At 43.8% G+C, this 19,526-nt stretch carries 14 protein-coding genes; 4 read left to right on the forward strand and 10 right to left on the reverse strand.

Annotation, left to right across the window (positions count from 1 at the left end; genetic code table 11):
• Positions 1-5 precede the first annotated feature (5 nt).
• The 4 genes from CXF83_RS16685 to dsrO form a co-directional block, all read right to left on the reverse strand.
• The gene (locus CXF83_RS16685; protein WP_101090668.1) at positions 6-887 is read right to left on the reverse strand and encodes an ABC transporter ATP-binding protein; all 882 of its coding nucleotides are present in this window, start codon (positions 885-887) and stop codon (positions 6-8) included.
• Between the two features lie 1,275 nt (positions 888-2,162).
• On the reverse strand, positions 2,163-5,255 hold the full coding sequence (locus CXF83_RS16690; protein WP_101090667.1) for a tetrathionate reductase subunit A: 3,093 nt from the start codon (positions 5,253-5,255) through the stop codon (positions 2,163-2,165).
• Between the two features lie 17 nt (positions 5,256-5,272).
• A complete protein-coding gene (gene nrfD / locus CXF83_RS16695; protein ID WP_101090666.1) occupies positions 5,273-6,376 on the reverse strand; it encodes an NrfD/PsrC family molybdoenzyme membrane anchor subunit in 1,104 nt (367 codons plus the stop codon).
• On the reverse strand, positions 6,373-7,140 hold the full coding sequence (gene dsrO / locus CXF83_RS16700) for a sulfate reduction electron transfer complex DsrMKJOP subunit DsrO (RefSeq protein WP_101090665.1): 768 nt from the start codon (positions 7,138-7,140) through the stop codon (positions 6,373-6,375). Before dsrO ends, nrfD begins: the two co-directional genes overlap by 4 nt.
• Positions 7,141-7,309: 169 nt before the next feature.
• On the opposite strand from dsrO, the gene CXF83_RS16705 reads away from it, so the two are divergent.
• From CXF83_RS16705 to CXF83_RS16720, 4 genes are all read left to right on the forward strand, one after another.
• Positions 7,310-9,130, forward strand: a complete 1,821-nt coding sequence (locus CXF83_RS16705) for a sensor histidine kinase (RefSeq protein WP_101090664.1) — start codon at positions 7,310-7,312, stop codon at positions 9,128-9,130.
• A gap of 2 nt (positions 9,131-9,132) precedes the next feature.
• The gene (locus tag CXF83_RS16710) at positions 9,133-9,747 is read left to right on the forward strand and encodes a response regulator transcription factor (protein ID WP_101090663.1); all 615 of its coding nucleotides are present in this window, start codon (positions 9,133-9,135) and stop codon (positions 9,745-9,747) included.
• Between the two features lie 453 nt (positions 9,748-10,200).
• The gene (locus CXF83_RS16715) at positions 10,201-10,491 is read left to right on the forward strand and encodes a hypothetical protein (protein WP_101090662.1); all 291 of its coding nucleotides are present in this window, start codon (positions 10,201-10,203) and stop codon (positions 10,489-10,491) included.
• A gap of 63 nt (positions 10,492-10,554) precedes the next feature.
• A complete protein-coding gene (locus CXF83_RS16720) occupies positions 10,555-12,822 on the forward strand; it encodes a TonB-dependent receptor (protein WP_101090661.1) in 2,268 nt (755 codons plus the stop codon).
• A gap of 636 nt (positions 12,823-13,458) precedes the next feature.
• Here the strand turns inward: CXF83_RS16720 and cyoE are convergent.
• From cyoE to CXF83_RS16750, 6 genes are all read right to left on the reverse strand, one after another.
• The gene (gene cyoE / locus CXF83_RS16725) at positions 13,459-14,391 is read right to left on the reverse strand and encodes a heme o synthase (RefSeq protein ID WP_101090660.1); all 933 of its coding nucleotides are present in this window, start codon (positions 14,389-14,391) and stop codon (positions 13,459-13,461) included.
• 13 nt (positions 14,392-14,404) lie between these two features.
• On the reverse strand, positions 14,405-14,740 hold the full coding sequence (gene cyoD / locus CXF83_RS16730) for a cytochrome o ubiquinol oxidase subunit IV (RefSeq protein WP_101090659.1): 336 nt from the start codon (positions 14,738-14,740) through the stop codon (positions 14,405-14,407).
• Positions 14,740-15,351, reverse strand: a complete 612-nt coding sequence (gene cyoC, locus CXF83_RS16735; RefSeq protein WP_101090658.1) for a cytochrome o ubiquinol oxidase subunit III — start codon at positions 15,349-15,351, stop codon at positions 14,740-14,742. The genes cyoD and cyoC overlap by 1 nt, the downstream gene beginning before the upstream one ends.
• Entirely contained in the window at positions 15,348-17,333 is a 1,986-nt protein-coding gene (gene cyoB / locus CXF83_RS16740; RefSeq protein ID WP_101090657.1) for a cytochrome o ubiquinol oxidase subunit I, read from the reverse strand. Before cyoB ends, cyoC begins: the two co-directional genes overlap by 4 nt.
• Positions 17,334-17,335: 2 nt before the next feature.
• Positions 17,336-18,238, reverse strand: a complete 903-nt coding sequence (gene cyoA / locus CXF83_RS16745) for a ubiquinol oxidase subunit II (protein WP_101090656.1) — start codon at positions 18,236-18,238, stop codon at positions 17,336-17,338.
• Positions 18,239-18,428: 190 nt separating this feature from the next.
• On the reverse strand, positions 18,429-18,818 hold the full coding sequence (locus CXF83_RS16750; protein WP_232775133.1) for a hypothetical protein: 390 nt from the start codon (positions 18,816-18,818) through the stop codon (positions 18,429-18,431).
• Between the last annotated feature and the right edge of the window lie 708 nt (positions 18,819-19,526).

Consider the following 19,526-nt stretch of genomic DNA (forward strand, 5'->3'; position numbering starts at 1 on the left):
TCTCCTTATGCTGCCTGACCATTACGGTGACGATGAAGCGTGGAAAAGTACAAATCCTCAAGACCGGCACGGGCAGCTGTGAAACCTTCTGGACATGTATCAGACATCACATGCAGAACAGTTCGACCAGCTAACAAACGTTTGGAAATGACTGATAACTCAGACTCCAGTACCGCGGCCTCAGCTTGGCTGACCGTCTTAGACCAAATTTTGTCATCCAACCCCTCGACTAATTGTAATGGGTTACCTTCAAGTAAAATTTTACCCGACGCCAGCACCGCCATGTTAGCGCAAAGTTCAGAGACATCTTCGACAATATGGGTTGAAAGAATAACCACTTTTTCTTCACCCAGGCTCACTAACAAGTTATGAAAACGGTTACGTTCTTCAGGATCTAAACCTGCGGTCGGTTCATCGACGATAAGCAATTTTGGATCGCCAATCAGCGCCTGCGCAATACCAAAACGTTGACGCATACCACCGGAAAAACCACTGACCGCCTTATTCTTATGTTGATATAAATTAGTATGAGCAAGTAAACCATCAACTGATTCTTTGCGAACTTTAGGGTTATTAAGCCCTTTTAATATGGCCAAATGATCTAATAAGTCATAAGCGCTTATACGTGGGTAGACATTAAAATCTTGCGGGAGATAACCTAAGGTTTCACGCAGTGCTTGCGGATCGGCCATGACATCTATGCCATTAAAAATAATACTTCCTGAATCTGCACTTTGCAGAGCTGAAATAGTACGCATCAATGACGATTTCCCTGCACCATTTGGCCCGAGCAAACCAAACATTCCCTTGTCTATATTGAGATTAACGCCATCAAGTGCTTTAACATCATTGTCATATGTTTTATTTAAATTGGTGATAGTTAACATGTGTGCCTCTTGTTCCTTGAGAATAAAATACCGCCAAAGCACCACCTATCATTAATGTTATAGGGGACTCACGATAAAATAAGATTTGAGCTATTATTTGACCAAATGAAAATGAATGCTAATCTCTTTTATTTACTGATTCAATCTGACTTTGTTACGGAATGTATAAGGGGCAGTTGATCTTTCGAGCTTAGTTTTTGTTCAACTCTTTCCGCTAAAGAATAATGCTTTTAGTATCAGGCTATTTAAACGTGTTAAATAAGCGCCTAATACACGCTTGTAGTAAAAGAATAAACGCTTTGAAACGAACTCAAATGACCACGCTATCTGGCTGTTTTTTTTAGTCGATATTTAACCGATACCTAAGTGTTAAACATTTGTTTTGTCTGCGAACAAAAATCAAACTGTCACCCTGTGATTTACACTCAAAATTGGGGGTGAAAAAGTGCAAACATTAGTTTGCAAAATTATTATGACTCAATAATATATATTTCAAATCATCTCATTTAGATTTTAAAACTCGCTGTTGTATAGAACAAACGCCTCACATTATCATAAGACCCAAAACCTGATCCCGTGCCTGTAGTTCCATCAGGTAAGTCACGATCAAACAAATTTTCAATCCCAGTTTTTAGCGTAATACCTGATTCAAAGTGAAGATCACAACTCTATCAAAAGGGGCTCTTGTGCTTGCTCAATAAAGTCTATATCCCTGACTCTAATGGTGCGAGTACTATCAGGAACCATAAAGTACATAAAATTAGACTTTATGAGATTGAAGGTTGTTCACTTACTAGCGTTAATACGAGGAAGGTCACTGATGATTTTTTCCGAGTTTTAAAATTTTCCATCATCATTCAAAGTGACCCACCTTAAACGGAACACCCGATGTAACAGCCATCAAAACAACATGATAAAAATCAATCGGAATACAGTAACTTAATAACTTACACCAAGCCCCACAGAACCACCAAATACAGGAAGCCTCGGTACGAAAGTATCGGGGCTTCTTGTATCTCTGCAAAACAATAGAATCAATATCTTACGTAGAGTAAAAGCTTATTCCACCAAGAGTTGCGGTCTTGGTCGTTATCCAGAGGTACCGCGGGCTAAAACAGGGAAAATAAGAGATGAGGCTCGCGAATGCTCGAAGCTAAAGGTTATTCTGTATTAAAGGCATTAATACAGCATACGGCGCTTAGTCTTAATATAAGCCGCACAGCAAAGCTCTCTGCCAGAGCAGAGAGCTTTATACCGTCCGAATATCTATCAATATTACGCTTTGCGAATTTTAGCCGGAAGAGACTGACGAGCAGCCGAGCCAACCACCCAATCAAGCATTACGCCTTTACCTTCACGAGTAGGGTCAATCAGACCGATATCATTAATATTGACACCATCGCCGCCGCGATTTTTTACTGGCTGTTGCTTACCATCAATCCAGTGTGAACGCTCACCCAGTTCGGTGTGCCCAAATCCGTGCTCAAAGCCAAGGCTACCGGGCTTGATCCCATCGAGCACCATGGCGATAGCTTCGGTACTTGCACTCGGTGTTTCAACGATGAACCTATCACCGGTTTGAATCTGCGCTTTTTCAGCATCAATTGGATGGATATACACCGGATTAATGCCTTTAATCGAATGCAGACGTGGAGAAAGGTTAGACACCGAACTGTGAATGTTTGACTTGAAATTAGTCAAACTAAATGGCCACTCCTTAGGCGGATACTTTTCATCTAACGGCGTACCGTCACTGAGTTTTTGAGGATACCAAGTTGGGCAACCACTGTAGAATTCGCCCGTCATCGTGTTTCTAGAGGTACCGACCTTCTCATTCCAGATGGCGAGCGGCTTAGTCCATTTGTGCTTCATGGTGTCCTCTTGATACGCATTAGATGCATTTTCAAAACGCCCTCCACGGGCAAAGATATACGCAACCCGTTTCATTTCGTCAGCTGTGAGGGTTTTCTGCATTGCCGGCATTAAACGTTCTAACCCTGACCAAGCAATATCCTCTGCTGATACCTCTGGTACACCGCCTTTTACATACGCAAGGTTGGCGGCTGAGCGCAGATAAAAGTCTTCGGCGCAGTGAATGCCATGCCAATTGCCCTTGCTATCAGGAATAGCTTTATCACCAAAGCCACCTAATTTCATTTTCTTAGCAATATCAATTAAAAAGTTTTCTAAACAGATTGAGCGGCCATCTTTACTTTTGGCTGTTCTCGGCTCAACCACTGGCCAACGGGCGGTAATGGCCTTCACTGGTACGCCGTGCCACGGTGCGGTCATTCCCCAGCTTTCATAGGTCACTGTGTCTGGGACCATATAGTCTGACAGTGCGGTGGTTTCGTTAATGAACGCATCAACTGACACAATTAACCCGAGCTGCTTAGGATCTTTAAGTTTGTCCTCGAGTAGGTTTTTTAGGCCGGGAACACCGTACATTGGATTGGCCATGTGGTTGATCCACGCTTTAGCGCGATATGGATAACCGTCAATTGCCGCAGAAAGATGCTCAGTTAATAATGGTGCCGAGATAGGATACCAAGGCGCACGTGTAGGGTAAGGAGACTCTCCGGCTGCAACGCGGCGTTTATATTCACTGGTCTTGTGATACGGAAACTTACTGCGTGAGAGGAAGATACCTTTAGGCGCTGTTTTGCCCTCAAACTGAGTAAAGTCATAACGTGGGCCTTTAGCAGATGTAGGATACCCCCCTGCTCTTGCCATTGCGCCACCTTTGACATTAACGTTACCGACAAGGGCATTAAGCATCATGATCGTAAAGGCATTATAGAAACCATTGGTGTGCATGTTACCACCATGGGTGTCGACGACGGCTTTAGTGCCATGGCTGGTAAAGCGAGTTGCTAACGCGATAATTTGCGCTTCGGCTATCTCACACTGCTGGCTGTAAAAACTCAGATCATGTTTAAACGCTTCATCTTTGAGTCGCTGTAGCGACGATTTCACTCTGACAGTACCATTAGCCAAAGCAACGTCACAGTCAACAAAAAGTGCCGCTTCGTCAGCTTGTGTATGCAAGCCAAACTCATCAGTTTTTGCGTCGACAATCACGTAAGGGTCCGTCTCTGAGTGAGCTTCACCTTCAAACAGCATGCTTATATCCGATGCACGCAAGAAGCTACCGTTACGAGGGTGTTTGTCATCACTGATGACCAAATGCGTGGCGTTGCACCAATGCGCGGTGCCCGCACGCTTCATGGCATTAACACCCGGTTGCGCGAGGAACGTTTTATTAAAACGTTCATTCTCAATGATCCACTGGATCATGCCCAGCACCAGCGCAGAGTCGCTAGCGGGCTTAATCGGCAGCCAATTATTATCATCCCCAGCCGCTAGGCTAGAAGAACCCGCCGGCAAGCTGGGCGTAACGATCGTGTACTGCAGGTTGCCATCGGTACGCGCTTTTGCCAATTGGCGAGCCTGTAGCTTAAACGGATTACCCGCTTGCGCTGGTGACATGCCAATAAAAATAATGTATTCAGCATGATTAAAGTCAGGCTTAAGGTGAGCAAACTTTTTAAGGTCATTCATAAAGGCACCACTCCCCGCTCGGAAAGCATACCCACAGTACGACCCATGATGGCCATAGTTACGGGTACCAAAGCTATTAAACGCAAAGCGCTTTAAAATATCATCTCGCCCTTCGTTACCCGCATTGGTGACTAACAGCTGATTGGCTTTTGGGCCATATTCAGGGTTTTGTGCATCAATCGGTGTATTGATATCGCGTATCGCTCTTAGGCCGTCAACGTGGCCTTCACCGAAGAGATCGCCGCCTTCAACGACTTCTTCTATTAGCTGCTCATAGCTAATTTTTTGCCACTTGCCTTCACCTCGCTTACCAACACGTTTTAACGGCTCGGTAATACGATAAGGGCTATTGCGAATTTCAAGCATGCCATTTCCGCGAGCACACGCGGTTGAACGACCTTCTAGCCCTGACTCACCCGTTAGACTCAGGTAAGCGTCTTTTACCGGAGTATTGAAAGGAATGGGATTTTGATGTGATAACGGATGGTAGGGATTACCACTGATCCGCAAAATATCATCGGTACGATTATCGATTCGTACACGGAGTCCACACAACGTCCAGCAACCAAAACACATTGATGGCGCAACTCGCTGATTATGATTTGGAATTAGGTTGCCATTTTTATTGACTTGATACTCGGGTTCTAACGAGTTGCCGTGGTGAATATCGCGGGTTTTCTTGCCCGATGTTCCTTCGATAACCCCTTCTACCAGATGCTTAGTGGTGCCAGCGTATCCAGCTGAAAAAGCGCCCAGACCACCAACAGCGAGGCCTGATTTCAAAAATTGTCGACGTTTGTTGTCCATAGTGAAATCCTCTTTAATTAGTGGGTGGTCAGCGCGGTATCAGCACTTTTATGACGCTTGGGTTGTACTAACTCTGATGCCAGCATGGCAAGCGCCATCCACAGCCCAATCATGCCAACAATACCGAGTAAGCCACTGCTGCCCATGGGTAATGAATAGGGATAAGGCCCTACGTCGAATTTAGGAATGGTTTGCACTTCCATCATGGTTATCCAGCGGGTTATCCAACAGGCTGCAAGTAACATTAAAGCGTTACAGAACAATACGAAGTTACTGCTGTTATGACGTAAGGTTAACAGCACTAAAACGGCACAACTTAATATCGATACCGCTAACAGAGTAAGATCACTTGCCCAGCGACTATCATCAAAGAGCGAGAATGAAGGATTATTTGAGGCCCATATAGGGATAAGGATGAGTGCTAAAATACTGCTCAGTATGCTGGTCTGTTTGATGAGACGAACATCAGTTTTAGACAATTTGTCACTAGCTTCTTTTTGAGGAAAAAGTAACCATATAATAAGCGATAAACCCACCGCGCCGAGAAAAGCAGTGGTAAACCAAAGCAGTGGTGATGCAGGCTGGTCCCAAAGCGGACGAGCATGAACCGCTGCAATTTCAGCCCCGGTATAAAAGGCAATCGACATACTGGATATAACAGTAATTGTCGCCACACTAAGCATCATTTTAGCGCTGATTTTCCACTGCCCTAATGACAATTTAGACACGGTTCTAAATATCTTGCTCTCACTGTCTTTAAAACTCATTAAGTCGTCGCGAAGATACAGCCATGCAGTGACAACAGAGAGTCCAGAGAAAACAGGTAAGAAAAACGAGCCCATAGACATCCAAGACCACGGGGTGATATACGCATAAAAATGCCAAGCGCGGCCTGGCTGATGCAAATCTCCCGTAAGGGCTAATGGCCCAACAATTGCGCAAATGGCAAGTGTTAGGACTAATGCTGCGCGTAGGCGATGGCTGGTATGCTTTTTAAAGATAAGAGTGAGCAGAAACAACATTGCCGCCGCATAGGCTGACCCAATAAAAAAGAAATACTGTGTCGCCCAAGGTAGCCAAGCCATTTGTTGAGCCGGAACTAAGACTTCAGTAATGTTCATGCCTCTACTCCTTTGGGATCATAAATTGCGGGTTTGCCTTCAATATGGCTGGTAAAGCGTTCATCCATACCAATATAAAACACGTGCGGTTTAGTATTTTCTTCCGGCTTGAGTACTTTTATATCTTGGTGATTTTCTTTTAGTAAGCGATTAATCTCACTAGATAGATCATTTAGATCGCCAATCACCCGGGCTCCACCCACACACGTTTCAACGCAGGCAGGCAACAAGCCTTTTTCAAGACGGTGAGCGCAAAATGTACATTTGTCAGCGGTGAGGGTTTCTTCGTTAATAAAACGAGCATCGTAAGGACACGCTTGGACGCAGTAGGCACAGGCAACACAGCGACTATTATCAACCATTACGATACCGTCTTCACGCTGGAAGGTCGCTTGCACCGGGCACACGGCAACACAAGGTGGGTTTTCACAATGGTTACAAAGCCTAGGTAGCATAAAAGATTTTACTTCTTTAACCCCTTGAGAACCGTCATTAAGTGTCACTTCATATTGCTTAACCGTGGTTCTGAACTGGCCGATTGGCGCTTGGTTTTCGATGCTGCACCCAACGGTACAAGCCTGACACCCTACACATTTTCGTAGGTCAACGACCATAGCGTAGCGTTTTCCGACCTGACCTTTACGATCCGGTTCGTCGTTATTACGTATAATAGTTCCCGCTGTTGCCGTGTTAACCCCAACAATAGGGATCAACGCGGCTCCGGCGGTAATAGCACTCAAAAAGCGACGTTTGTTAGAATCCATAATTCACCTGACTCGATTATTTTGATCTTGTTATCATTGTCAGTAAAATATGCTCAGCTCGGTATTGTGGATTTCCACATGTCTGAATAAACATTGATCTAAAACAAGTATCAAACAGCCTGTAAAGGCTATTACTCTGTTATTACAAGTATTCAATTTAGGAAAAGTGATGATGATAAAGCGATGGTTTCGTTATGGTTTCCATATTTTAGTATGGATGATAGCGTTGTTATCGTTGCCGGTATCAGGCACAACAACAGCTGCAGCAAATACACCTAACGTTGATATTGGCGTACTTGCCACGCGTGGCCATTTATACACAAAGCAACGTTGGCAGCCGACCATCGACTGGCTTAATCTACAAATACCTGAGGTTAACTTTGTACTCCATCCATTGGATTTAGATACCATGGCTAATGCAGTCAGCCAGCAAACTATGGACTTTGTACTCACCAATCCGGGGCAATCGGTCACATTAGGACGTCAGTATGCTTTGTCGTGGATAGCGACGTTAACGAACAAAGCACCAAGCAGTACTAACTTTGGTATTGGTTCTGCACTCGTAGTGAGAGCCAGCTCTGATTATCAGCGCCCTGAAGATATCGTGGGCTTGCCTATGGCTGCAGTGTCCGAGAATGCCTTTGGCGGCTATTTGACACTCCGCTATGAGATGGTGCAACAAGGGATTAATCCCAATGACTTTTTTGCTGACGTGCACTATTTAGGCTTTCCAATTGACGCGAATCTTTATCAACTTAGAGACCGAAACGTTGAAGCGGCGGTGATACCCGTCTGTCTGTTAGAAAATATGGTCAAAGAAGGCTTACTCAATAAAGCAAAGTTTCGAGTATTAAACCCAAAAGAGAATGGCCATTTTACCTGTCAGGTTTCAACGCCTCTTTATCCAAACTGGTCACTGGCAAAAACAGAGCGAGGCTCGGCTCAATTAGCAAAGAAAATCTCTCGTATTTTACTTTCCATGTCAGCAGAAAATACGGCAGCAATAGCCGCAGGGGCATCGGGTTGGACATCGTCAGTTAACCTGTTATCTATCGATAAAGTGTATCAAGCGTTGGATCTTTTACCGCTGCAGCAGCCTTGGTGGAAACAGGCATTGCGTTGGCTTCGAATTCATCAGGAGTGGGCTTGGGCCCTATTTATCTTTTTTATTTTTATCAATGTTTATCATTTCTGGCTTGAATACCGCTTTAGTAAAAGTAAACAAGCGTTGGAGCAAACACTGCACCGCTTAAAAGAGAAAGGGGAAATGTTAGAGCATTCTCAGCGTGTTGCCATTGTAGGAGAACTGGGCAGTAGCTTGGCACATGAGATAAATCAGCCATTAACCGCGATTAGAAATTACAGCGAAGGCGGATTATTACGCTTAGCTAAACAGCGGCCTTATGAAGATATTATTCCTGTTTTTGACAAGATCCAGAGTGAAGTTGAGCGCGCTGATGCGATTGTTAATCGCTTACGTACCTTAATCACCAAGCGAACGGTAAAAAAGAAGATGTGTGATATTGAGCAGTTACTTAACGATACTATAGAGCTATTGCATTTTCGGCTACAGAAACAAGAGGTCGTCATTGCGCGAGAATTAACAGGAACAGCGGTTAAGACTGTAGTTGATGTTGTTGGTCTACAGCAAGTGATGATCAACGTTATTAACAACGCGATTGATGCCTGTATGACGTATCTTGAGCGACATCCCGCTGAGGGATATCAAGCTAACATTATTGTACGAACCCATTATCAGCAAGACACCATAAGCATCGAGATTGTAGACAATGGTACCGGACTTGAACATGACAATCCAACAGAAGCATTTGTCAGTACCAAGACCGATGGATTGGGGTTAGGACTGGCAATTTGCCGCGATGTGATGGAAATGCATGGGGGAGAATTTATGATCCAGTCTCTCGAATCTAAGGGTTGTATTGTCACCATTTCATTGCCCGTCTTATCTACAATCAATAACAGGAGATAACCATGCTCAACCTCGCTAAAACCTTAGCCGTGTATGTTGTGGATGACGATAAATCAGTGCGTGACTCACTGGCATTTATGCTTGAGGAATATGAATTTAATGTCACCACCTTTGAAGATGGTCCGCAGTTTCTTGATGCATTAGATCTAACACAACCTGGTTGCGTTATTTTGGACTGCCGTATGCCTAAATTGCGCGGGCAGCAGGTGCATCAATTACTAAATGAAGCCAAAAGTCCGTTGGCCGTGATTTATCTTACCGGCCATGGTGATGTCCCAATGGCGGTGGATGCTTTACAGGCTGGAGCAGTGCACTTTTTTCAGAAGCCTGTCAGAGGAAGTGATCTGGCTTTAGCCCTTGAGCAGGGGTTAATCCAGTCAGCAGAAAAGATGAATACACTCGTGGTCAATGCCGCTTATGATTCATTAACCCTAAGGGAAAAGGACATACTGCGCCTGCTCATTGCGGGGAAACGTAATTTAAGAATAGCCGACGAGCTCTGCATTGCTATGCGTACTGTGGAGGTACATCGTGCGACCTTGCTAAAAAAATTCTCAGCAAAGACAGTCGCTGAATTAGCTTATATTTATGGGCACTGCCATGAGAGCGCATTTTAGTCACATCAGGACTTAACGTAGTGCAGGATCATCTCCCGACTCTTTAACAGCCGTGTGATGTGTCAAACCGGTGGAACAAACAAAATCAATATCCTAGATGCAATCTAGCGCTGGCTTAATACAGAGCATAGCGACGTATAATCTCCTTTTTATAACCTCTATAACCAATTTAACAACGGCAGTGGTTATGTGGTAGATACTGATAAAATCAGTAGCCATCAGACAGTCAATGTCGACGTTCAACTCCTTTAGACGATAAATGGTCATCATATTAGTGTAGCAATCGCCCTTTAACCTATAGAACTAAAATATTCTCGGCTTAGGCAGCGGTCCCAATGGCTAAATAAAAATGACCAATCTCATTTTAGCACTAGACAATTGAGACATTACTAAATTAAGATTAGCGACTTGTAAATTATCAGATGTCCAAACATAGGGGGAATGTTAACAACAATGACAAATCAGCTCCCCCCAAAGTTTAAAGGTTATCTCTTACTAGCGTTTGGCTTGTGGTTGATTGTTCTGCAATCGATAACCTTCGCACACGCAGCAGAACATGCTCTAGAAGCTGATAACACTCACTGTTTGTACAGCAATGTTTACCATGATCAAAGTGCTGGCCCAACGTCAAACGCCATACCCGTCATTTGTCCGCCACAAACTGAAAATATAGCCGCACCATTATATCTACAGCCTTCTCTTGCTTGGCAACGTAACCTACAGGTTCGAGCTCCCCCTTTATAGTCCTTAAGCAAACTCCACATCATTTCAAATTTATTTTTTTGCTTATCTATAAGGACAAGCATAATGAAACTTGCACTATCATATGTAGCGCTAGCTGTTGCTGGCTGTTTTTCACCTGTAATGGCAGCTCAGCTACAAGGCCAAATTACCGATAATAATGGTACTCCAATCCCGAATGCGCATGTCAGCATCGACGGGGGTAAAAAGACAACCAGCGACACCCAAGGCCACTATCAATTATCCCTCGCAGATAACAGCCATGTTCACCTGCATGTAAGTAATGATAACTTCAAACATGCAGATCATGATTTACATATCGCGACAGGCACTGTGACGCAAAATGTGTCACTTGAGCAGGCTATGATGGAAAACATTGTCGTTACAGCATCGCCTTTTCTGCGCTCTGCAATGGAAAGCACCACGCCAATCAGCGTGATGACTGAAGACCAGCTAAAGCTGAATATCGAGCCAACCTTAGGCGATACACTTGAAAAATTGCCCGGTGTGCAGGCCTCTCATTTCGGTGCCGGTGCTAGTCGCCCTATCATCCGAGGTATGAGTGGTCCCCGTGTCATGGTATTAGAAAATGGTCTATCGGTGGGAGATGCTTCAACAGTATCAGCTGATCATGCGGTAACTACCGAAGCCGGAACCGCGCAGCAAATCGAAATTCTACGAGGGCCAGGTTCTCTACTCTACGGCAACGCCGCCATTGGTGGGGTTGTCAATGTCGTCAATAACCGAGTTCACGAGCAATCTGTCGATGAGTTATCTGGTAACTTCGGCACCCACTATGTTACTGGTAATAATGGTCGAACCGTTAATGGTGAACTAAACGGTGGCGACGGTAAATTCAATTGGCATTTAGACGGCACCCATCGTAATACGGACGATTTCAATATTGCCGGCAATGCTATTGAGGACCAAGCTGAAACTCACGGTAGTGTTGCTAATAGTCAGCTAAAACTGGATGACTATGCGGCGGGTGTTGGCTACACAGGTGATAACAGTTTTGTTAGTCTTTCTGGGGCAAATACTCAATCTAACTACGGTATTCCCGGCAGAGGTGTACAAGGCGATCCAGACATCACCATTGATCTAAAAAAGACGGCCTGGCAGCTCCACAGTGGCTTGTTTGATCCATTTGCAGGGGTGAGTAAAATCCGCTTTGATGCAGGTTATACCGACTATCAACATGCCGAGCAAGAGAATGGTGATGCCGATACTTTCTTTTACAACAAACAGAGTGAAGCTCGTTTAAGCGTTAACAATACGCCTTGGGGAGAATGGCAAGGCGTTATGGGTCTGCATGCTATTCATCGGGATTTTTCTATTCAGGGGGAGGAAGCACTGACACCTGACAGTAAAACCGACACCATTGCGGCATTTATCGTACAAGAACGAAAATTCGGGGACTTTCGCATCGAGCTCGGTAGTCGCATCGAACATTATCGTTTAAATCCCGACAGCATGAGTATAGAAACCTTGAATGGCTCACAAAACTATCAACCCGATGGTTTGAGTGATAACAATATCACGCTGTCCGCTGGCGTAGTCTGGGATTTTGCTACAGCCTATAACTTGGGCTTATCAATCGAAAGAGCCGAGCGCTCAGCCACTGCAGAAGAGCTTTACAGTTTTGGCGCTCATGATGCGACCCAAAGCTTCGAGGTGGGTTCTCAATTCAAGATTGAAAATGGTAATGTCATTCCAGACAGTGGCGATAGTGACAAGGAAATAGCCAACAATATCGACTTAACCTTGCGTAAATTAGAGGGGGCATGGACGGGGTCTTTTAGTGTTGCCTATAACAAGATCAATGACTTCTACTATGAAAAAGATACGGGTCTTGTCGCCTCTGATATAGGATCAGAAGGAGATCTGCCAGTGTATCAATTCACCCAAGGCGATGCCGAACTCTATTCAGTCGAAGCCCAAGCCAACATCCCCTTTAACGACACCTGGTCACTGGATTTACTCAGTGATTATACTCGCGGTAAATTGGTCGATGGGGGGAATCTACCACTGATATCGCCGATGCGATTTGGCTCAACCCTTAACTTTGACCAACAAGATTGGCATGCAGAAGTCGGGGTAATGGGTTATGCAAAGCAAACCGACACCGCCGAAAATGAAACAGATACTGCTGGTTATGCTTTGGTAGATACCGCTCTAACTTATCATTTACCTACTGAGAATGGCGACATGATGTTCTATGTGAAGGGCAACAACTTACTCGATCAGGATGCGAGGCCACACACCTCATTACTCAAAGAGTATTCCCCACTCATGGGTCGGAGTTTTATGCTTGGCATGAACTACGATTTTTAATCGATGCTAAAACACATCGCTTGATATGAGCGCAACCCTTAAGGCGAAGTCGGTGACTTCGCCTTTTTAATAAAGGGACCTGTCATCATTTTGGTTTTAAAAATAATCCAGTGATAATAAAGGATTATCAACCAAGCTGAGCTCGCCGTGAATGGCTTCAAAGAGTGACAGCGTTTAGCGACTATCCAAACGTTAGGTAAGTTCATAGCTGCACAATCCCCCTAAGCAACACGTCATTACCGACACACCACGTCATATAACATGGCTTTTGCAGCAATTATTGACGTGTTTCCCCATAAAAACAGGTATCGATTTACCCGCCGGAGATGCTAGCTTCAACCTGCTTACCCAATACCCAAAGGCATCGAACTCGAGTCTATATCGCGCGAGTAACAAAACGAAAATATAGCTTCACTATTGAGCACACTCAGACATGAGCGTTCAAGCAGCTGTGCAATGGGAACGAACGAAAGGTTGATACCACCCTACAATTTCATATTTCGGGTAGTCGCTGTAAGGTAAAAGGTGCAATCACCACCATCAAATAGTCGAGCATAAGATGATAGTGATTACAGGGTGTCGCACGCTAATAGACCAATAAACCATTAGCGTGCTTAAACATAAAACTCTCTAAAACTAGTTAACCAACATCAATAATGGTGTTTGTGCTACCGACTGAAAATCTAGCGCCATAGTCACGCTTAACGCGGTAATAGTTATGATAGAAAAACCAAATACCTGACGTGCCCAGCTATGAAGATTAATATCACGGCGATAACCTTTTAATGCCATGGCAAGCCACCAAAAACTGGTCGCACAGGTTACCGCCATAAAGGCAATACCGGTATAACCAGCTAATGGCAGCAACACACTGACCAGTGCAAACACTGCTATATACAGCACAATATGCAATTTAGCCTTAGCCATCCCCTCAGACACGGGTAACACGGGAATATTAGCCGCGGCATAATCATTGAAACGATAAATAGCGATGGCGTAAGAGTGTGGCATCTGCCATAAGCTAAACATTAGCAGCAAAATAAGCGCACCAGCATCCATTTCCCCGGTCACAGCGCAATAGCCAACCACGGGCGGAACCGCACCTGAAAAACTGCCCACCAAGGTGCCATAGACAGAGTTTCGCTTCATATACAGACTATAAACACCCACATAGACTAGGTAACCAATCACTGCAAATATCACCGCTAAGCTATTGGTATATAACATTAATATACCAAAACCCAATATACCTAAGAGCACGCTATATATCAGTACCGATGGTACCGATATCGCCCCCGTCACCGTGACTCGGTTACGGGTGCGTTGCATCTTTGCGTCGATATCACGATCAATACAGTTGTTAAGTCCACAGCCCGATGCAACCACCAAAGACAAGCCCAGCATGGTCATCAACATCAAGGTCAAATCCACGTTACCTTTAGCAGCAAGTAAAAAACCACCCGCAACGGAAATCAAATTCCCCATGATAATGCCAGGCTTAGTTACCTGAATATATCCTTTCAAATACGTCTTCCATTGCATAGACATCAACCGACCTTGAATATTCATAACCAGCCTCTTACTACATCATCAAATCGTTGGCTGCATAGATAATCCATACAGACAAACCCACCACCATGACAATAATCAAGGTAGTAAACAGGAACGAAAATGTATTGAGTCTGCCCTCTTTAGAGAAATCAAGATGCAGAAAATACTTTAAATGCACCACAATCTGAACAATAGCGGTCACCAGCACGATGCCTAAGGTTATTGGCTTATCAAAGTGATGCGTCATCACTGCCCAAAATGGGATCCCAGTTAAGATAACCGACAATAAAAAACCGACCAAATATGACTTAACACTGGCGATCAGGCTCTCTGAAGTATTGCCTGGTGTTGTATGTGCTAGATTCATCACAATACCCCCAATAAATAAACCACGGTAAAGACACAAACCCACACAATATCAAGGAAGTGCCAAAACAAACTTAGGCAACTCAAGCGAGTGACACTACGTTTGGTCAAGCCTGTTTTACCCACTTCAAACATCATAATTGCCATCCAAATAAGCCCCGCAGTAACATGTAAACCATGCATACCGACTAAAGCAAAAAAGGACGACAAAAATGCGCTACGCTGAGGCCCGTGACCCGCCTCTATCAAGTGATGGAATTCGTAGACCTCCATACTGATAAATACACACCCTAAAACAAAAGTGATCATCAGCCAGGTTAACGTGGCTGAACGCTTCTGATGTTTTGCGCAAATTAAGGCGAAACCAAAGGTGATACTACTGACCAACAGTGCTGCAGTTTCGATAAGAACAAAGTTTAATTCGAAAATATCTTTCCCCGATACGCCACCATCGGTATTCATGAACAGTACCGCGTAAGTGGCAAATACAGAGGCAAACAAGATGCAATCGGTCATCAAGTAAAGCCAAAAACCTAATAGCGTATTTCCGCTAGTGTCATGGTGATCATCTGCTTGTTCAACGTATAAATCTCTTGAGATAGCAGTACTCATATCCGCCCCCTTGCCACTTTATCTAAGTGTGCATTTTCGATGCGAGCTATTTCATCAGGTTGAACGTAGTAATCATGGTCGTTGCTATAAGCTCGGAACAAGAACACGACAAAAGCACCTAACATACCCGCGATAGCTAACCAAAGAATATGCCAAATCGCGGCAAAACCGGCAGCGGTTACGCCTAAGGCTATTAAAATACCACTGGCCGTATTTTTCGGCATATGAATGGGTTCATAATGATCATAACGTTGATAAGCCTCCCCTTTCTCTTTCATATCAGTGAAACTGTCGATATCAGACACTTGAGGATCTTTAGCAAAGTTATAGAACTGCGGCGGTGAAGATGTTGACCACTCTAGTGTATGGCCATTCCACGGATCGCCGGTCGTATCAAGATTTTGTTCTCTATCTCTAAAGCTCACATACAGTTGTACGAACTGTAATATGATGCCGACAAAGATGATAAAGGCGCCCACTGCAGCCAAATAAATCCAGATGTTCCAATCAGGATTATCAGTGTGATTAATACGACGGGTCATGCCTAAAAACCCAAGAACATATAAAGGCATAAAGGTGACATAGAAACCGATCTGCCAGCACCAAAATGCGGCTTTACCTAAGCGTTCATTAAGCTTGAAGCCCATCGCTTTCGGGAACCAATAAGCAAAACCTGCAAAATAACCGAACACAGCTCCACCTATAATGGTGTTATGGAAATGAGCGATTAAAAATAAGCTGTTATGCAAAACATAGTCCGCGCCTGGAAGGGCTAACAATACGCCTGTCATCCCACCAATAGTGAACGTCGTCATAAAGCCTAACGTCCACAGAACAGGCACGGTAAACTTTAATCGACCTCGATAGATAGTAAACAACCAGTTAAATAACTTAACTCCGGTTGGCACCGCTATCACCATGGTCATCACCCCGAAGAAGGCGTTGACGTTTGCACTCGACCCCATCGTAAAGAAGTGATGTAACCACACGATAAAGCCTAAAACAGAGATAGCACCACTAGCCCAAACCATCGATTTGTAGCCAAATAATCGTTTAGAAGTGAATGTGGAAATGACCTCAGAAAAAATACCAAAAGCAGGTAATACTAGTATGTAAACTTCAGGATGACCCCAAGCCCAAAAGAGGTTGATGTACATCATGGCGTTGCCGCCACCGTCATTAGTAAAGAAGTGGAAACCCATATATCGATCAAGGGTTAACATGCCAAGTACTGCCGTTAAGATTGGGAAAGAAGCCACGATCAAAATATTGGCCCAAGTACAGGTCCAAGTAAAAATCGGCATCTGCATTAACTTCATGCCCGGCGCACGCATTTTAAGCACCGTCGCGATAAAGTTAACCCCGGTTAACGTCGTTCCTATGCCTGAGATCTGTAATGCCCAGATATAGTAATCGACACCGACCCCGGGGCTAAATGACAGCTCAGACAATGGCGGGTAAGCCACCCAACCCGTTTTAGCGAATTCACCTAATCCCAACGAGATATTAATTAATATCGCACCGCCAGTGGTAAGCCAAAAACTTAAGTTATTAAGAAACGGAAAAGCGACATCTCTAGCACCAATTTGTAATGGCAAGACTAGATTCATCAGACCGATCATAAATGGCATTGCCATAAAGATAATCATGATCACGCCGTGAGCCGTGAAGATTTGGTCGTAGTGCTCTGGTGGCAGATATCCTGCAGCGCCATTAACTGCCAATGCTTGTTGAGTTCGCATCATTATTGCATCTGAGAAGCCACGAACGAGCATCACAAAAGCAAGCACAATATACATAATACCTAAGCGTTTATGATCAACTGAGGTAATCCAGTCATTCCACAATACGCCCCATTTTTTATATTTAGTGATCAACCCGACAAGAATAATGCCTATTATGGCGACGACCGCTAAGGTCACCATAATAATGGGCTCTTGATACGGAACTGATTCTAACGTTAGTTTTCCGAGAAAAGACATGGTTACTCCGTCTCCCCATTTTTAGGGGATGAATGTCCTGAATGGTGTGACATATCCATACCCGTATCCTTATGCATATATTGCATCACGATCTGGTTAAACATGCCTTTACTGACTGTTCCGTAATACTCAACAGGATTATTTTCACTCTCGATAGCGAGCGCTTTATAACTTTGACTATCAAGCTTTCTGCTTTGTTTTTTCACTTTTGCTACCCAAGCATCAAAGTCTTCAGCTGTCGCTGTCGCAATAGCCTTAAACTTCATCCCAGTAAATCCAGCGCCGCTATAGTTAGCCGAAATACCATTGAAGATTCCCGGTTCATTAGCAATCAAATGCAGTTGAGTCGCCATCCCCGCCATTGAGTAAATCTGGCTGCCGAGTTGCGGAATAAAGAAGGAGTTCATTGCAGTGTCTGAGGTAATTTTAAAGTTCACTGGCACATTGGCAGGAAATGCCAACTCATTGACCGAAGCTATCCCCAACTCAGGATATATAAACAACCACTTCCAGTTGAGGGAGACCACCTCAACAGTGATAGGTTTAGCCTCATGTTCTAATGGTTTATAAGGATCTAAATCATGTGTTGACCCCCAGGTGATGACACCAAGAATAATCACAATCACGATCGGCACTAACCAAACAACGATTTCAATGTTTTTTGAATGAGCCCATTTAGGCGCATAAATTTCTTGATCGCGGCCATCACGGTACTTCCAGGCAAAATACAGCGTCATGAAAATCACCGGGATCACCACAATCAACATCAACAAGGTGGCGACAACGATGAGATGTTTCTCATCAATGCCAATTTGCCCTTTGGGATCGAGCACACCGCCTTCACAGCCGCTCAGCAATATTGCAAATATCGCCAGAGCAGCTTTACTTAAATTTCGAATTAACAAAGGAAGATTCCTCTCACCTTAAGGTTTTATCTCTCTGTAGGCAGGTATTCACTCGCCGCACAGCAGTGGCTAATACACTGATCAAACCATGATTACGCAATATACAGCTGTGCATAAGCGCACTCGAATTAAGTCATTCGAGATTATGATCTAATGGGTGATTAGCTAAGTGTTATAAAGAAATAGAAGTCTAAAAAGGAGGAGCGCGGCAACCGTGAGCGTCTTGTGCTAGAGACTGAAGCGAAGGAACTGATAAATCGGATAACAGATGACTTGAATTTAACTTTTTAGTTAATTTAAAGATGAAGCTAATCAATCGCCAAAATTGTTTGATGACCTGTGGATTAACCAGCAACAAACTAAATAAGCTAACTCCCAGACACTCAACAAAGAAACCATCACTCAGGGCGATTAGTTCACTTACATCAACATAGCCGCCAGTAGAAACGGATAGACCATCAGATAAAAATAGCAGAAATACCCCCCCTAAAAACAGGGATAGGTTTGTCTTACCGGCATAAGAAAGCTTTACCGCTGAGGGTAACTTTGCAATCAGTCGTTGGTAAGAAGCTAATTTCAAAGAGAGTGTCCAGCCTACTAATACGGTTAATTTTGTGAATGCAAAGCATTCAGAGCTCATCTGTCGCAGGAGAATAACAAGAAGACATAGTTAAATGAAAGTAACTTAACGCTAAAAAACCTCGTTTATATTAAATAAACCTTAATTAAAACATGGTAAACCATAATGCATTACAAACTTAACAAAAAGACAACCTTTGCCATCTCAAAAACGCTACCATTGTGACTCAAGGCACTAATAGGTTCTGTCGAAAATGAGTAACACCTCACTTAATGATCAATAGACAGTTTTATTGGCAAGCTATTAACCTCGATAAACGGTGCAAAATAACAGTAACAGTGGCCTATTTGAGCTCAATATATCGCTAGCTTCAACCGTTAAGATTAATCAACCTTAAGTATAAGCCGTCACGCTGGGAGTAAAAGTAATGACGTCTATTGTTGATGGGGTTAGAAATAAATGGCTTATCTGAACGATATGGATAAGCCACCCACAAAATAGTAATAATGTTGGCGGGTGGGAAAACAGCCAATAAACGGCGGCAAAAACAACCGTAAAAGATCAACAGCCCCTAGTTATATATATTCGATATACGACCAACTAAATAGGTATATCCTTGATGAAAGTTATTTTCTGATAGCCCGTACTATTAAGTTATGTTCATCACCACAGGAAATATTATGCCCGCCGTTAGTGACTTCCCTGCTC

This window comes from Shewanella sp. Choline-02u-19 (assembly GCF_002836205.1).
GTDB lineage: Bacteria > Pseudomonadota > Gammaproteobacteria > Enterobacterales > Shewanellaceae > Shewanella.

Coding starts and splice junctions, on each gene's coding strand:
- cyoC (WP_101090658.1), bottom strand. CDS start 15,351: ATGAGTACTGCTATCTCAAGAGATTTATACGTTGAACAAGCAGATGAT.
- CXF83_RS16690 (WP_101090667.1), bottom strand. CDS start 5,255: ATGGACAACAAACGTCGACAATTTTTGAAATCAGGCCTCGCTGTTGGT.
- cyoB (WP_101090657.1), bottom strand. CDS start 17,333: ATGTCTTTTCTCGGAAAACTAACGTTAGAATCAGTTCCGTATCAAGAG.
- CXF83_RS16710 (WP_101090663.1), top strand. CDS start 9,133: ATGCTCAACCTCGCTAAAACCTTAGCCGTGTATGTTGTGGATGACGAT.
- CXF83_RS16715 (WP_101090662.1), top strand. CDS start 10,201: ATGACAAATCAGCTCCCCCCAAAGTTTAAAGGTTATCTCTTACTAGCG.
- cyoE (WP_101090660.1), bottom strand. CDS start 14,391: ATGAATATTCAAGGTCGGTTGATGTCTATGCAATGGAAGACGTATTTG.
- nrfD (WP_101090666.1), bottom strand. CDS start 6,376: ATGAACATTACTGAAGTCTTAGTTCCGGCTCAACAAATGGCTTGGCTA.
- CXF83_RS16685 (WP_101090668.1), bottom strand. CDS start 887: ATGTTAACTATCACCAATTTAAATAAAACATATGACAATGATGTTAAA.
- dsrO (WP_101090665.1), bottom strand. CDS start 7,140: ATGGATTCTAACAAACGTCGCTTTTTGAGTGCTATTACCGCCGGAGCC.
- cyoD (WP_101090659.1), bottom strand. CDS start 14,740: ATGAATCTAGCACATACAACACCAGGCAATACTTCAGAGAGCCTGATC.
- CXF83_RS16720 (WP_101090661.1), top strand. CDS start 10,555: ATGAAACTTGCACTATCATATGTAGCGCTAGCTGTTGCTGGCTGTTTT.
- CXF83_RS16705 (WP_101090664.1), top strand. CDS start 7,310: ATGATGATAAAGCGATGGTTTCGTTATGGTTTCCATATTTTAGTATGG.